Consider the following 15,559-nt stretch of genomic DNA (forward strand, 5'->3'; position numbering starts at 1 on the left):
AGAGCCATGAACACGACACTTGAAACGACAGCAAATCCCCTGCCGGAAGACCTCGCCTTTCTCAGCGAACGGCTGACGGCGTTCAACGACGGTGATGTCGGTGCTTCCGAAAGAAAGGCCCTGGCGGTGTTCATGCGCGACGAGGATGGCGCGGTCGTCGCCGGCATCTCTGGCTATACCGCCTGGGGCTGGCTTTACGTGCAGTGGCTGTGGGTCGACGAAAGGCTGCGCGGCCAGCATATGGCCGGCAAGATGCTGGATGCGGCCGAACAGGAAGCCATGGCGCGCGGCTGCCGGAATGCCTGGATCGATACCTTCAATCCGAACGCCGCCAAGGTCTATGAGCGCCAAGGTTATCGGCCTTTTGGCGCGCTTGCCGACTTCCCTGTCGGCCGCAGCCGTATTTTTCTCCAGAAGAAACTGGCTGCGTGATCAACCGGCGAGCTTTCCACCGCGCATCGGCTGCGGCGCGCCGGTCGTGCTCGGGAAGCTGATCGGCAGGCCCCTCAGCACGCGAACCGCGAGAAAGGCAAAGCATTCGGCCTCCACGGCGTCGCCGCTCCAGCCGAGGCTTTCCGCCTGCACCACCTCGACGCCGGCGCGGCTGGCGAGCATTGCCATCATCGTCGGGTTGTGGCGGCCACCACCGCTGACCACGAGTTTCTTGGGCCGGCGCGGCAGAAGGTCGAGCGCCTTGCCGACGGCAGCAGTGGTGAAGGCGGTCAACAGCGCCGCACCGTCCTCGGCGTTCAGGCCGTCCGCCATCGCGGCGCCGAAGTCGAAACGGTCCAGCGATTTCGGATAGGGTTTTGTGAGATAAGGATGTTGCAACAGCTTGGCGAGCCGTGCCTCGTCGACCGTTCCCGCGCGGCCGAGCGCGCCGTCGCGGTCCATTTCTCCCAGCCCCTTCGACTTGATGAAGTCGTTCAGCGGCGCGTTCGCCGGCCCTGTGTCGAAGGCGACGAAATTGTCGGCGCCATCCCACCAGGTGATGTTGGCGACGCCACCGAGATTGAGCACCGCCATGTCGCCGTTGGCGCCTGCGTTGCGCATCAGCGCGGCGTGGTAGGCGGCCGACAGCGGCGCGCCTTGCCCGCCGGCGCGCATGTCGGCCGAGCGGAAATCGTAGGCGACCTTGGTGCCCAATAGGGCGTGCATCAGTTCGCCGTCGCCGAGCTGCCTTGTCTGGCCGAGCCGACCGATTTGCGGCGCGCGATGCAGAACGGTCTGGCCGTGAAAGCCGACGACGCCGATGTTGGCCATCGTCATGCCATGGCCTTCGACCAGCTCCTTCACCGCCGCCGACTGGGCACGCGTCAGGGCTTCCTCGGCCTTGCGAAAGATCGCCGGCTCCGGCCCGGTGAAATTCCAGGCTCTTGCCTCTTTCAGTGTCTCTTCCAGCAGGGAGCGGATCGACTGCGGATAGGGCATCAGCCGATAGGTGCCGAAATCGTCGATGCGCTCGCCATCGGTCTTGATCAGCGCGACGTCGATATTGCCGTCAAGCACGGTGCCGGTCATCAGGCCGACGGCCCAGATTGGTTCCATCATCTAGCTCCTAGAGTCCATTGACGAGATCGCCGACTTCCTGCCGAAGCGAAACGATGCCGCTGTCGAAATGACGTGTCGGATGGATCCGGTTGGTGAGCAAGGTCCAGGCCTTGCCTCTGTCGAAATCGATCCACAGCCCGGTGCCGGTAAAGCCGGTGTGGCCAATGGTTCCCGGGCTGCACAATCTTCCGCCGGACCAGCCTTCATAGGGGCGCTCCCAGCCGTGGGTGCGTGTCGCGGACAGGGGCGTGCGCATCAGCGCGATCGAACGCTCGGAAGCGCCGGTGCCATCCAACAGCCCTTGAGCGAAATCGAGGACGGAAGCTGCTGTTCCGAACAGACCGGCATGCCCCGATCCTTGCAACGCCGAGCAATTGTCGTCGTGGACTTCGCCGGACAGCACGCGATGGCGCCAGGTGCAGTCCTCGGTCGCCGCTGCCGCATCCGGCTCGGCGGAGAAAGCGAAGCCGGGGCCGGGATCCATGTCTCTGATCGTCTTTCCCGACAGTCGCTCCAGCGCAAAGCCGAGCAGGATGAAGTTGATGTCGGAATAGACAGGCTCGCAGGCCCGCCATTCGCGCTGCAGGATGAAAGCGCGCAGCAGCTCGGGGTCGCGCCCATAGGTGTAGATCGGCTCGACGGCCGGAAACGCTGTCTGGTGGCCGAGACACTGGCGGAAGGTCACCTTCCGTTCCCAAGCCTCTGCATCATACTGGCGAAGGTCCGGCAGGGCGGAGATCAGGGGCGCATCGAGATCGATGACACCGTCTTCCGCCAGCGCCAGGATGCGCGGTGTCGTGAAGATGACCTTGGTCAATGACGCCAGGTCGAACCAGGTCTGGTCCCGCATGGCGCGCGGCTTTGGCACGAGTTGCGCGGAGCCGACCGCCCTGACGGTGCGTTCGCCATGTCTGTCGACAATGCCGAGCATGCCGCCGGGGATGCGCTTGGCGGCGACCGCCGCCGCGAGCGGTTGGAACGCGCGATCGAAGACCTGGGCGAGGTCGCTCAATGCCATCCTCCGCTCGAAAGTTGGCGATCCTTCGCGCCCCCCTCTGTCCTGCCGGACATCTCCACCTCAAGGGGGGAGATTGGCAGCGTCGGCTTCGACGCCTTCTTCTCCAAGCCAGAGGGGGGTGCTACCGCGCTCACCCTTCCGCCCTCGCCATATGATCCCGCCCAAACTGCTCCCAACTCGCCGGAGCCGGTTCAAACCCCTGCGGGCGGACCAGCGAGGGAACCTGGCGCGTGTCGAGCTCGAAATGTTCGTGGCGCCGGTCGATGGTCGGAACGGCGGCGATGAGCTTCTTCGTATAGGAATGTTTTGGCTTCGACAGCACCGAGGTCGCGTCGCCGATCTCGACGATCTGGCCGGCATAGATGACGGCGATCCGGTGCGCGATCCGCTCGACGACCGCCATGTCGTGCGAGATGAACAGGTAGGCCAGCCCGAACTCGCGCTGCAGGTCGACCAGCAGCTCCAGCACCTTGGCCTGCACCGAGACGTCAAGCGCCGAAACCGCTTCATCCAGAACGACGACGGACGGGTTGAGCATCAGCGCGCGCGCAATGCACAGCCTTTGCCGCTGGCCGCCGGAGAACTCGTGCGGATAGCGCTCCAGGCTGTTCTTTGGCAGGCCGACGCGTTCCAGCAGGCTTGCCATCCTGGCCCGCGTTTCAGCATTCACCCGGCCGCCGGTAGCGATCACCGGCTCGGCCAGAATGCTCTCGATGCTGAGCCTTGGGTTGAGCGACGCATAGGGGTTCTGGAACACCATCTGCACGGGCAGGGCGCTCTGCGCGGCCGAAGCCTTTCGGGCGCCGACCGAGAAGCTGCCGCGCGTCGAGCGCACCAGCCCCAGGACGGCGCGCGCGGTCGTGGATTTGCCCGAACCGCTCTCGCCGACGATGGCAAGTGTTTCGCCTGGCATCAGGTCGAAATCGACGCCATCGACGGCATGCACCGCGCCGGTGGCGCGGCTGAAGAAACTGCTTTTCAGGGGAAACCGCACCACAAGGTCGTCGACCTTCAAGGCTGGTTCCGTACTTCCATCCTTGTCGCGCTGGCCGTCCACGCGCGTCGCGCGGCCGTTGGCGAAATGCGGCACGGCGTGCAGCAGGTGCTGCGTGTAGGGATGTTGCGGACGGTCGAGGATCTGGCTCAGCTCACCTTGCTCGACGGCCTGCCCGTTCTGCATCACCATCACTTTGTCGGCGATGCCGGCAACCAGGCCGATGTCGTGGGTGATGAAGATCATCGACATGCCGGTTTCCCGCTTCAGTTCCGCCAGCAGCGCCATGATCTGCGCCTGCACCGTGACGTCGAGCGCCGTCGTCGGCTCATCGGCGATCAGCAGGCGCGGATTGCAGGCAAGCGCAATGGCGATCATCACCCGTTGCAGCATGCCGCCAGACAATTGGTTCGGCGTGTATTTCAGCCGCCGTGCCGCATCGGGAATGCGCACCCGGTCAAGCGCATCCTTGGCCGCCGCCGTGGCTTGCCTGCCAGTTAGGCCCCGGTGCAGCCGAAACGATTCCTCGATCTGCGTGCCGATGGTCAGCACCGGGTTGAGCGAGGTCATCGGTTCCTGGAAGATCATGCCGATTTCGGCGCCGCGAATGCCGGTCAGTTGCGGTTCGGTCGCGGCCATCAGGTCGAAGAGGCTGCCGTCGGCCCGCTTCAGCGCAATAGTGCCGCCGGTGATGCGGCCGCCGCCGAAATCGATGAGTCGGTTGATCGACAACGCGGTGACGGATTTTCCGGAGCCGCTTTCGCCGACGATGGCCAGCGTTTCCCCATCGGCGAGGTCGAAGCTGACACCGCGCACCACCTCATTGGCTTGCGGGTTGCGGCCGAAGCCGACGCGCAGATCACGCACGGACAGCAGCGGGGTCATGCCGGCGCTCTCCGCATCCTGGGGTCGAGGATGTCGCGCAAGGCGTCGCCGAGCAGGTTGAAGCCGAGAATGCTGATCATGATCGCCAACCCGGGGAAGATCATCAGCCAGGGCGCTGTCTCCATCAGATTGCGACTGTCGCTCAGCATCAGGCCGAGCGATGCGGCGGGCGGCTGCGTACCGAGCCCCAGGAAACTCAGGCCCGCTTCCGTCAGCAGTGCCCAGGCCAGGGCCAGCGTCACCTGGACGGTCAACGGCGCCACCAGATTGAGCAGCAAATGCCGCGTCACGATGTAGCTCGAACTGCTGCCGAAGGTGCGCGCGGCATCGACGAACTCGCGTGTCTTGAGCGACAGAGCGGGGCCGCGCACCACGCGGGTGAAGATCGGCGTGTAGACGATGCCGATGGCAACGACGCTGGTCCATGTACCCGGCCCGGCGACGGTGACGATGAGCAGCGCCAACAGGATTGCCGGGAAGGCCAGCAGCACATCCATGATCCGCATCACGATGCCGTCCCAGCGGCGTCCGAGCCAGGCGGCGGCTAGCCCTAGAACCGTGCCGGCAAGCGTCGCGAAGGCGACCGAAAAGAAGGCAACCGTGAAAGACTGCCCAACGCCCGCCATCAGCCGGCTGGCCACGTCGCGGCCGAACAGGTCGGTGCCCATCCAGTAGGCGCCGTTGGGCGCGTGCAGCCGGTCGACCCGGTACTGCGTGATGGGATTGTGCGGCGTCAGCCCCAGCATGCCGAGGATGGCGATCAGCAGATAGACGCCGACGATGATGCCGCCGATGCGGCCACTGCCGTGTCCGAAGATGGCGCGCAGGATGCGCATCATTGCTCGCCCAGCCGGATGCGCGGGTCGAGCGCGACATAAGCGAGGTCGACCAGGAGATTGATGATCATGAAGTTGAAGGCGATGAACAGCACGCTGCCTTGCACCAGCGCGTAGTCGCGCTGCAGGATCGCGTCGAGCACCATGCGCCCGAGGCCGGGCAGGGCATAGATCTGCTCGACGATGACAGCGCCGCCCAAGAGATAGCCGAATTCGATGCCGCTCAAGGTGACGACGGGGATCAGCGCATTGGGCAAAGCGTGCCGCCAGATGACGCTGCGCGCCGAGGCGCCCTTGCTGCGCGCGGTCCGGACATAGTCGTCGCTCAGCACGTCGAGCATCGCCGAGCGCGATATGCGGGTGACCGAGGCGGCGAAGGCGAAGCCGAGCGTGATGGCTGGCAGGATCAGCTGGCTGAGATTGCGCAAGGGATCCTGCCAGAGCGGCGCGAATTCGCCCATCGCCGGCAACACGCCAAAGCCGGCCGACAGCGTGTAGATGATCAGCAGGCCAAGCACGAAACTCGGCGTCGACTGGCCGATCATGGCGGCGATGCGCACACCGAGATCCGATAGTTTCTCATTGTGTGTGGCGGCAAAGATCCCTGCCGGCATGCCGACCGCGAGCGCGATGATCATCGACAGCACAGCCAGCTCGAGCGTCAGCGGGAAGCGTTCGAGGATGACGTCGAGCACCGGCCTGCCATAGGTGACCGAGATGCCGAGATTGCCGTGCAGCATGCCGCCTATCCAGCGCCAGTACTGGATGAACCAGGGCTGGTCGATGCCGAAATAGGCGGCGAGCGAGTCGCGTTGCGCCGGGGTCAGCAGACCGGCTTCGGTCCCCAGCATCGCCGTGATCGAATCGCCCGGCACCATCCGGATCGCCACGAAGACCAGGATGGACACGCCAAGCAGGACGAGAGGAAACGTCGCCAGTCGTCGCATCAGATAGTTCACGCGAAGAAGTCCTCTCGTCCAATGCCGGCGGCGGTTACTGCTGGATGGTAACCTTGCTCAGGCTGAACAGCGTTCCCGTCGGCGTCGGCACGAACCCGGCTATGTTCTTCTGCTGGGCCGTATAGCTGTACGAGGTGTAGAGCCAGATCCACGGCGACATTTCGGCGAGGTGCTTCTCGAACTCGGCGAAGATCACCTTGCGTTTCGCCGGGTCGGTCTCGGCGCGGCCCTTCTGCATCAGGCTGTCGAGCGTATCGTCGATATAGTTCGCCACCTTCTGCAAATTGCCTGCCTTGGTCCAGTAGCGGTTGTACGTGGTGTAGGGGTCGGCTCGGCCGCCGTTGAGCGCGATCGCCATGTCGAAATCGCCTTTCAGCCAGGCGTCGACATAGACGTTGAGCTCCATCATCTTGATGTCGAGCTTGACGCCGATTTCGGCCAGCTGCGACTGGATGACCTGGGCTTCCGCCGCCGCCGTCGGCGGCTCGCCGGTGGCGCCGATCACGGTCGCCGAAAAACCTTCGGCATAGCCGGCCTCGGTCATCAGCTTCTTGGCCTTTTCGACGTCACGCTTGTAGCAGAACAGCTGGCTCGGATCGGTCGCCAGGGCCGGAATGGTCAGCGGTCCGGTGACCTTGCCTTCGCCGAGCGCGGCGGTGTCCAGCACCTCCTGCCGGTCGATGGCGCAGGAGATGGCCTGGCGCACCTTGAGCTCCGTCATCGGCTTGCGCGACGGATTGAGCTGCAGCACGTTATAGGCGAGCACCGGCACCCGGTTGAGTTGCAGGCTGGCTTCCTTTGGCACGAGCGTGGCGACAAGCGGATCGTTGAGCAGCGCGAAATCGATCTGCTTGGTGCGCATGGCGGCCAGGATCGCCGCTTCGTCGGGAAGCACGCTGATCTCGATGCCGTCGACGCCGGTCGGGCCGCCGGCCCAGTCCTTGTTGGTTACAAGCACCTCCTTGGCGTTGGGATCCCATTTGTCGAGCTTGAACGGGCCGGAGCCGACCGCCTTGGTGCCGATCGAGCCGGCCTTTATTTCGCTCGCCGGAACGATGGCCGCGTTGACGTCGCTCATCGCCGTCAGGATCGGCGCGTCCGGCTGCGACAGATGAAATACGACGGTGGCCGCATCCGGCGTGTCGATGCTGGCGATCGACAGGAAATTGGCGCGGGCGGCCGCCCCCGTCTTCTCGTCGAGGATGCGCTCGAACGAGGCCTTGACGTCGGCCGAGGTCACAGCGGTGCCGTCCTGGAATTTCGCCTTGGGATCGAGCTTGAAGGTCAGTTCCTTGCCGTCCTTGGAGAATTCCCAGGACGTGGCGATGGCAGGGATGATCTGCAGGCTGGCGTCGACCCGCACCAGCGGCTCATAGATCAGCTCCAGCAGCCGCAGCGACGAAAAGGCCGTCTGTTTGTGCGGGTCGAGCCCGGTGGCGTCCTGCGCCCAGGCCATGTGCAGCGTTGCCGCCTGCGTCGAGACCGTCGTCAGGCCGAGTATCGCGGCCAGCGTGATGCCTGACAGCAGCTTTCTTATGAGGTGAACCATTCTCGTCTCCCATTGTGATTGAACTTGATGCCTTGCAGTTTCTGCGGACCGCTTCCAAGACACACATGCTTTGGAGTATCGGCCCAGTCTATGCGGCTTCACACCGTCTTGTCCCATGCGGCTTTGCCGTCTTGTCCCATGCGGCGTCCTTCACGCCGTCATGTCATGCGGCTTCATGCTGCCGTCCTGTCGCTGATCGCCTTTCGCAGGAAGCCTCCGGCCTTGCCGAGAGCCGTGCGCGCCTCCTCGACGCCCATGCCGGTGATCGTCATCAGGATCGCCAGCTTCACGTCGTTGCCGGTCTGGGCGAGAACCTGTTTGGCCTGTTGCGCCGCGCAGCCGGTGGTCTGCATGACGATCCTGGTCGCCCTGGCGACAAGCTTCTTGTTGGAGGGGTTGAGGTCGACCATCAGGTTCTGGTAGCTCTTGCCGATGCGGATCATGCTGGCGGTGGTCAGCATGTTGAGCACCAGCTTCTGCGCGGTTCCCGACTTCAGCCGGGTCGAGCCGGTGAGCACCTCGGGCCCCACAACCGGCGAGATGGCAATGTCGGCGATGCCAGCGATGGTCGATGAAGGATTGCAGGACAGTGCGACCGTCGTTGCGCCCACCTGCCTGGCATAGTTCAACCCGCCGATGACATAGGGTGTGCGCCCGCTGACCGCGATGCCGACCACCACATCGTCCGATGTAAGCCCGATCTCCTGCAATGCCTTGGCACCCATTTTCGGATCATCCTCGGCGCCTTCCGTCGACCGCACCAGGGCGTCGGAACCGCCGGCGATCAGGCCGACGACCATGCCTTCGGGCACGCCGAAAGTCGGCGGACACTCCGAAGCGTCGAGAACCCCGAGCCGGCCGCTGGTGCCGGCGCCGATATAGATCAGCCGCGCGCCTTTCTGGAAGGCAAGCACGATACGGTCCACCGCGGCGGCGATTTCCGGGACGACCTTTTCGACCGCCACTGGAACAGCTTTGTCTTCGTCGTTGATCTTGCGCAAGACGTCGATGGTCGGCAGCAGGTCGATGTCCATCGTCCTCGGGTTTCGGCCTTCGGAAACCAGCCGGTCCAGCTCAGACATCAACCCTTGTTCGGTCATCTCTTGCTTTCAAATCGTGCCGCACGGCCGGCGTCGAGCATGGCTCCCCGGCCGGCGCCGGCGCACACGGACCATGAGGCCGTTGTCGTTACCCCTGTTTTCTTTTGTTAACTTTTTAGAATTTTATATTCGCACCGTCAACCGGAATATGGAATATATTATTCCCTCAGGCAGGGCGCTATCGCCCGCCAAAAAACCTTTTGGCCAGGATGATCGCACCTGAGACGGCGTCGCTGTCAGCGGGTTTCAGCCGACGCCGGACGTCGGGAGCAAGCCAAGGCTCGAGCGGGCTGGACAGGCCGCCCAGCAAGGTCACGCGCGGCGCGCCTTGTTCAAACAGCACCCGCACCAGCGTATCGATCTGCTCGGCCGCACTTTGCACGATGCGCCGTCCGACCGGATCGCCCTGGTCGGCATGGCGCATCACCATCGGCGCCAGCGCCGCATAGTCCGTGGCGCTGGCGCGGTCCATCCAGGCGACCGCTTCCATCGGATCGCCTTCGAAGCGCTGCATCACCTCCGCCAGCAGTGCTGTCCGCTCATGCCGGCCGTCATGCGCGCGCAACGCCAGCTGCACGGCCTTCAGTCCAAGGTCGGCACCGCTGCCCTCATCGGAGATCGGAAAGCCGTAACCGCCGACGCGCAGGTCGCGACCCTCGACGAAGCCAAGGCCGATCGAACCGGTGCCGGCGATGACGATGGCGCCGTCCTGGCCGGAATGGGCGCCAAGGCAGGCGCCGACCCCGTCGCTGACGAAATCGATGCTGGCAAACGGATGCGCGATCGCCCGTAGCGCCTCCAGCGCACCCTTGCGGCCGATGCCGGCAAGGCCGATGCCGGCACTAATCCGGGCAGTCTCGGCCGGTCCGAAACCTGCCTCCTCGATCGCCGCGCCAAAAGCTTTCGCAATGGAAGCCCAGGCCGCGTCGATGCCAAGCCGCGTTGTCGCGGGGCCTGACAGACCCTGTCCCAGCACGGTTCCGTCCGCATCCTCGATGCGGGCCCGGCAACCGGTGCCGCCGCCATCGACACCGAGAAAATAATCAGCGCCACTGTTCATGCGCTCAGCCGCTCGATGTCGGCGCCGCACAGGCGCAGCTTGCGGTCCAGCTGCTCATAGCCTCGGTCGAGGTGATAGACTCGGTTGATGATCGTCTCGCCCTCGCACACCAGCGCCGCCAGCACCAACGACACCGAGGCGCGCAGGTCGGTGGCCATTACTGGCGCGCCATGCAATGTCTCGCCGCCACGCACCAGCGCCGTGGTGCCCTGCAGCTTGATGTTGGCGCCGAGCCGCATCAATTCGGGAACATGCATGAAGCGGTTCTCGAAGATGGTTTCACGCAGCAGCGATGCGCCCTCCGCACAACACATCAGCGCCATGAACTGTGCCTGAAGATCGGTCGGAAACCCCGGATAGGGTTCCGTCGTGAGGTCGACAGCCTTGAGCGGCCGGTCGCGCGACACGATGAGCCCGCGATCGCCCGGCCAGACGCTGACGCCGGTGGCTTCCAGCAGTTGCACCACCGAGGCCATGTGTTCGAGCCGGGCATGCGTCAGCTCAAGCTGGCCGCCAGTGATAGCGGCGGCGATGGCATAGGTGCCGGCCTCGATCCGGTCCGGGATGATGTCGTGCCTGGCCGCATGCCAGCCCGTGTCGCCGGCGATCAGGATGCGGTGCGTGCCGGCGCCCTCGATGCGCGCGCCCATGGCGATGAGACAGGCTGCAAGGTCCGCCACTTCGGGCTCGCGCGCCGCGTTGAGGATTTCGGTTTCGCCCTTGGCCGTGGTCGCCGCCATCATGGCGGTCTCCGTTGCTCCGACCGATGGCGAACTCAAGACGATGCGCGTGCCGGTCAGCCCGTTCGGCACTGATGCGACGATCGAGCCGTTTTCGATGACGATCCGGGCGCCCAGTGCCGCGAGTGCCGCGACATGCATGTCGACCGGCCGCGCGCCGATCGCGCAGCCGCCCGGCAGCGAAACCCGCGCATGACCGAAGCGGGCGAGCAGCGGCGCCAGGACGAGCACCGTTGCCCGCATCTTTCTCACCGTGTCGTAGGACGTCTCCTTGGAAACGGCGGCGCTGGTGTCGATCGTCGCGGCATGGGCCGATCGCGTCACCTCGGCGCCATGAAGCCGCATCACGCCGAGCATGTTTTCGACATCGGTCACATCAGGCAGGTTGGTCAGTTCGAGCGGGAAGGGGCTGAGCAGGGCGGCCGCGATCTGCGGCAAAGCGGCGTTCTTGGCGCCGGATATGGTGACCGCGCCTTCCAATCTGTGTCCGCCGACGATCCGCAATCTGTCCATGCGCTGAAACCTTGTGTGATGAGGTTCGAGAATTAATTGTGCGTTCTTGGCTGTCAATCAGAATTGGAATAATTTATTCCTCAGCAGCGACCAGCCAGTTGGCTGTGCGGCTTGCGGGCCTGAAAAGCGCGAGGGAATCCCGTGTCCGTTCTGAACAGGATCAATGCGAAGCTCGACGGCATGGCGCCTGGCGATCGGGAGATCGGCCAGTACATCGTCGACAATCCCGACCAGATGCTGCGCCTGTCGACCGCGGCTCTCGCGGCCGAGATCGGCCGCAGCCAGTCGAGCGTCGTCAAGTTCAGCCAGAAACTCGGCTATGCCAGCTACCAGGAGCTGAAGCTCGCCGTCAGCGAGGCCAAGGCGCAGGAATGGCAAGTACCGGCCGGCGTGATCCACGGTTCGATCGAGGTCGGCGACAGCTACCAGGTCATTTTGAAGAAGCTGATAGGCAGCAAGCTTCTGTCGGTGCAGCAGACGGTTGCCGCCAACAGCGAGCGGATCATCTCCAGGGCGCTGGAACTGCTCGATGGCGCGCGCCGCATCCATCTGGTCGGCGTCGGCGCCTCCTCGCTGGTGGCGCGCGATTTCTCCTACAAGCTGATGAAGCTCGGCCGCAATGTCCTGCATGACAGCGACAGCCACATCCAGATGGCCAATGTCTCGACGCTCGGGCCTGGCGACGTGCTGTTCGCGCTCTCTTATTCCGGCGCCAGCATCGAAACCTTGCGCATCGCCGAGCTTGCCCGCAAGCGCGGCACGACCGTGATCGCCGTCACCGGCCTGCACGACAATCCGCTGAGCCGCGTCGCCGACATCCGCCTCTACACCATCGCCGACGAGGAGCGCGCGCGCTCGTCATCGATCACCGCGCGCGACGCGCAACTGGCGCTGACCGACCTTTTGTTCATCCTGCTGGTGCAGAAGCAGCCGGATGCCAACGAGTATGTCCACAACAGCGAAATGGCGGTTTCGGTGCTGAAGGCCGAGCGGTCCCCGTAGCCGATCTTGCTTCGAGGGTATGCTGGCGGCCCTCGACTTTCCGATCGTGCCTCAAACGCTTTCGAGATAGGTCTCGATCTCGAAGTCGCTGACATTGAGGGCGAACGTGTTCAACTCCTGGCGTTTGCAGGCGATGAAAGAGTCGCGCAAGATTGCCGGAAAGATCTCCGCCACATGTGTCCCGCTTTCAAAGGCGGCGATCGCGGACGCCCAGTCCGGCGGCAGCTTGGCCGGCACAAGCCCTTGCCCGTCGCTCCCGGTCGGATCGCCGGGCGGCAACTGTCTTTCAATGCCGATCAGCGCCGCGCCCAATATGGCGGCAAGCACCAGATAGGGGTTGGCATCCGCTCCCGAAACGCGGTGCTCGATGCGGCGCGCGCCGGTCGGGCCGCCGGGAATGCGGATCGCGACCATGCGGTTCTCGTAGCCCCAGGCGACAGCGGTCGGCGCGTAGGACCTCGGACGCAGCCTGCGGTATGAATTGAAATGCGGTGCGAACACCAGCGTGCTTTCGGCCATCGCCGCGAGAAGGCCGCCAACCGCATGGCGCATGATTTCCGAGCCCTGATCCGTGCCGTCGTCGAACACGTTGCGCCCCTCGGCGTCGGTCAGGCTGAAATGGACGTGAAAGCCATTGCCGGCGCGGTCGCCATACGGCTTGGCCATGAAACAGGCGGCGAAGCCGTGCTTGCGGGCGATGCCCTTCACCGTGCGCTTGAACAACACGGCATCGTCGGCGGCGCGCAGGGCGTCCGCGACATGGTTCAAATTGATCTCGAACTGGCCAACGCCATTTTCGGCGATGGCTGTGTCGACGGGAATGCCTTGTGTCCTGCAGGCCTCGTAGACATCGTGGATGAAGGATTCGAAGTCGTCGATCTCGTCGATCGACAACGCGGCATCGGAATCGAGCCGCCGCCCGGTGACCGGTGAGACCGGTCCGACCGGCCGCTGCGACTGCGGATCGACCAGATAGAATTCGAGTTCCGTCGCCGCGACCGGGGTCAAACCCAGGGCCTTGTAGCGATCGAGAATGCGGGCCAGCGCCCGCCGTGGATCGCCAAGATAGGGCGCGCCGGTTTCATCGGCGAGCCAGAGCGGGACAAGCGCCGTCGGATGCGCCGTCCAGGCCACCGGAAGAATGCCGCGCCCCGTCCATTGGCAAAGTCCGTCGGCGTCGCCCGTCGAGAAAACCAGCGTGTTGCCTTCGATGTCTTCGCCCCAGATGTCGAGGCCGATCAGGGAGTAAGGCATGCGCAGCTTGCCTTCCAGCGCCTTGCGCGCCTGCTCGACCGGGATGCGCTTGCCGCGCATGACACCGTTGAGGTCGCACACCGCTGCCCTCAGGCTCTGGATGTCGTTTCTGCTTTCAAGCCAGTTCAAAACGTCCGCAATTGCATCGCTCAATTTCTAACCTCTGGTTTTTGAAAGTGCCGCAGCCTGACCGGCTACACTGTCCTGGTAAAGATAGCTTGTGAGTTTTCGAAAACCGAACCCCGACTATCGCCGGAGGTTTTCTTTATTTTTTCAAGTCACTAGCTGGGATGTCGGGAGGCATTTCAAAACCAATTTCGCGATCTGCGATCGCAACATAGAGGCAAGACGATGGAAAGCCAAGTGGCATTTGGACTGCCGTGGCCCAGCGCACTCGTGCGGTTTTGTGCTAGTCTCGCGAACTATCAAACGGACGGCGGGTGGTGGCAATGTTGGAAACGGACCAGGTGTTCACGGGCTCGATTCCGGAAAACTACGACCGCTATATGGTGCCGTTGATTTTCGAACCGTTCGCGGCGGATCTTGCGCAACGGGCGGCGTCCCTGTCGCCAGGTGCCGTCTTGGAAATCGCCGCGGGCACCGGTGTCGTCACGCGCGCACTGGCGCCAAAACTGTCGCCCGGTGCAAGCTATATCGTAACCGATCTCAACCAGCCGATGCTCGACCACGCGGCTTCGCGACAAGCTCCTGACAGTCGCATCAAATGGCGCCAGGCGGACGCTTTGGCGCTGCCGTTTGAAAATGCGGCCTTCGATCTCGTTTGTTGTCAGTTCGGCGCGATGTTCTTTCCTAACCGCCTATCTGCCTACCGCGAAGCAAAGCGGGTCCTGAAGCCCGGAGGACATTTCTTATTCAACGTATGGGATCGCATCGAGGAGAATGTATTTGCCAATGATGTGACGAATGCTCTCGCAAGGATTTTTCCGAACGATCCGCCGCGCTTTTTGGCACGCACGCCACACGGCTACCACGATACGGCACTGATCCGTAGCGAGTTGGAGGACGCAGGCTTCTCCCGCGTCGTGATCGAGACGAGAGCCGAGCAAAGTCGCGCATCTTCGCCGCGCCTTCCGGCCGTTGCCTATTGTCAGGGAACGGTTCTTCGCAACGAAATCGAGGCCAGAGGCGCGGGAGGACTGGAAGCTGCAACCGACTACGCCGCATCCGCGATTGCAGACAGACATGGCCGTGGCGAGGTTGCCGCCAAAATTCAGGCCCACGTAATCATGGCTGCGGTCTAACTAGCTTCTCGTTTCCGGAAACCGGGCCTGCTGAAGGATATGCGTCGCGCCTTCGTCGATGTCACGGACGATGGCCGCGCGCGCGCGCTCCCCGTCCTGGGCCTCGATCGCAGCCACGACTTCCTCGTGATAGTCGATGTCGAGAATGGAGGCGAGATCGTCCTCGAAGCCCATGGCCAGGTTCCGCAGAAATGGGCCGACCTGCATCCACACGGTCTCGATCAGGAAGATCATCTGCTCATTGCCGCAATGGCGATAGATCGAGAATTTGAAGTCGTAGTTCTTCCTGAGATAGTCGTCGATATCGCCCTTGCGGGCCGCCAAGGTCAGGTCGGTGCAGTGGCGCCGGATCGTGCGCAGATTGTTGCCGTTGATGAGCTTTGTCGCCAGTTCGGTCGCCGAGCCTTCGAGGATCGTCCGCACGGCGGTCAGCTGCGAAAACCGTTCGGCCGAAATGACCGGCACTTCCACGCTGCCGTTCGGCATCGGGCTGAGCGCCCGCAGCGCTTGCAGCCGCATGAAGGCGCTGCGCACCGGCATGTCGCTTGTGCCGAGTTCCTTGGCAAGTTTTCGCGAGGTCAGCTTCTGGCCAGGCAAGAACTGGCCGGACATCAGGGCTCTGACGAGCTCCAGATAGACTTTCTCATGCAAGGGGACGGTGTCGACGGCTGTCAACCCGAATTGTGTTCTGTCCATTGGCGGCGCGCTACTTCATTCGTTCTGAAATCTACGCAGCTGGCCAAATCCGCCGCTAGTCATTGTTTGCTCACTGAACGCGGTGTGGCCGTTGTCAGCGATTTCTTGGCCAGCATGATAGACGCATCGATCGCAACGCC

General features: G+C 63.7%; 14 protein-coding genes. 3 read left to right on the forward strand and 11 right to left on the reverse strand.

All coding sequences use genetic code 11. The features are described from left to right. Positions 1-6: 6 nt before the first annotated feature. On the forward strand, positions 7-432 hold the full coding sequence (locus tag BPNPMPFG_RS30555) for a GNAT family N-acetyltransferase (protein ID WP_258592272.1): 426 nt from the start codon (positions 7-9) through the stop codon (positions 430-432). Here the strand turns inward: BPNPMPFG_RS30555 and BPNPMPFG_RS30560 are convergent, their stop codons facing one another. From BPNPMPFG_RS30560 to murA, 9 genes are all read right to left on the reverse strand, one after another. Beyond that, a complete protein-coding gene (locus BPNPMPFG_RS30560; RefSeq protein ID WP_258596993.1) occupies positions 433-1,548 on the reverse strand; it encodes an anhydro-N-acetylmuramic acid kinase in 1,116 nt (371 codons plus the stop codon). Positions 1,549-1,558: 10 nt separating this feature from the next. Then, entirely contained in the window at positions 1,559-2,569 is a 1,011-nt protein-coding gene (locus BPNPMPFG_RS30565) for a serine hydrolase domain-containing protein (protein ID WP_258592273.1), read from the reverse strand. A gap of 130 nt (positions 2,570-2,699) precedes the next feature. Then, positions 2,700-4,448, reverse strand: coding sequence for an ABC transporter ATP-binding protein (locus tag BPNPMPFG_RS30570; protein WP_258592274.1), 1,749 nt, complete (start codon positions 4,446-4,448; stop codon positions 2,700-2,702). After that, positions 4,445-5,284 carry an ABC transporter permease gene (locus BPNPMPFG_RS30575; protein ID WP_258596995.1) on the reverse strand — a complete coding sequence of 280 codons (840 nt, stop codon included), beginning with the start codon at positions 5,282-5,284 and terminating at the stop codon, positions 4,445-4,447. The genes BPNPMPFG_RS30570 and BPNPMPFG_RS30575 overlap by 4 nt, the downstream gene beginning before the upstream one ends. Continuing rightward, positions 5,284-6,243 (reverse strand): ABC transporter permease, encoded by a 960-nt coding sequence (locus BPNPMPFG_RS30580; protein ID WP_258592275.1) that lies wholly within the window; start codon positions 6,241-6,243, stop codon positions 5,284-5,286. Before BPNPMPFG_RS30580 ends, BPNPMPFG_RS30575 begins: the two co-directional genes overlap by 1 nt. Positions 6,244-6,277: 34 nt before the next feature. Then, on the reverse strand, positions 6,278-7,792 hold the full coding sequence (locus BPNPMPFG_RS30585) for an ABC transporter substrate-binding protein (RefSeq protein WP_258592276.1): 1,515 nt from the start codon (positions 7,790-7,792) through the stop codon (positions 6,278-6,280). Positions 7,793-7,965: 173 nt separating this feature from the next. After that, entirely contained in the window at positions 7,966-8,892 is a 927-nt protein-coding gene (gene murQ / locus BPNPMPFG_RS30590; protein ID WP_258592277.1) for an N-acetylmuramic acid 6-phosphate etherase, read from the reverse strand. A 178-nt stretch (positions 8,893-9,070) separates the two neighbouring features. Beyond that, positions 9,071-9,952: a glucosamine kinase nucleotide-binding domain-containing protein gene (locus BPNPMPFG_RS30595; RefSeq protein ID WP_258592278.1), complete on the reverse strand. Its 882-nt coding sequence runs from the start codon at positions 9,950-9,952 to the stop codon at positions 9,071-9,073. Further along, positions 9,949-11,205: a UDP-N-acetylglucosamine 1-carboxyvinyltransferase gene (gene murA, locus BPNPMPFG_RS30600; RefSeq protein ID WP_258592279.1), complete on the reverse strand. Its 1,257-nt coding sequence runs from the start codon at positions 11,203-11,205 to the stop codon at positions 9,949-9,951. Before murA ends, BPNPMPFG_RS30595 begins: the two co-directional genes overlap by 4 nt. Before the next feature lie 141 nt (positions 11,206-11,346). Between murA and BPNPMPFG_RS30605 the strand changes: the two genes are divergently transcribed. Beyond that, a complete protein-coding gene (locus tag BPNPMPFG_RS30605; protein ID WP_258592280.1) occupies positions 11,347-12,207 on the forward strand; it encodes a MurR/RpiR family transcriptional regulator in 861 nt (286 codons plus the stop codon). Between the two features lie 51 nt (positions 12,208-12,258). On the opposite strand, the gene BPNPMPFG_RS30610 is transcribed toward BPNPMPFG_RS30605, so the two are convergent. Next, positions 12,259-13,614 carry a glutamine synthetase family protein gene (locus tag BPNPMPFG_RS30610; protein WP_258592281.1) on the reverse strand — a complete coding sequence of 452 codons (1,356 nt, stop codon included), beginning with the start codon at positions 13,612-13,614 and terminating at the stop codon, positions 12,259-12,261. Positions 13,615-13,910: 296 nt separating this feature from the next. Here BPNPMPFG_RS30610 and BPNPMPFG_RS30615 point away from each other — a divergent pair, with 296 nt between their 5' ends. Next, the gene (locus BPNPMPFG_RS30615) at positions 13,911-14,723 is read left to right on the forward strand and encodes a class I SAM-dependent methyltransferase (RefSeq protein ID WP_258592282.1); all 813 of its coding nucleotides are present in this window, start codon (positions 13,911-13,913) and stop codon (positions 14,721-14,723) included. Here the strand turns inward: BPNPMPFG_RS30615 and BPNPMPFG_RS30620 are convergent, their stop codons facing one another. Beyond that, positions 14,724-15,419: a GntR family transcriptional regulator gene (locus tag BPNPMPFG_RS30620; RefSeq protein ID WP_258592283.1), complete on the reverse strand. Its 696-nt coding sequence runs from the start codon at positions 15,417-15,419 to the stop codon at positions 14,724-14,726. Between the last annotated feature and the right edge of the window lie 140 nt (positions 15,420-15,559).

Origin of the sequence: Mesorhizobium sp. AR07, from assembly GCF_024746815.1 — a bacterium.
Lineage (GTDB): Bacteria > Pseudomonadota > Alphaproteobacteria > Rhizobiales > Rhizobiaceae > Mesorhizobium.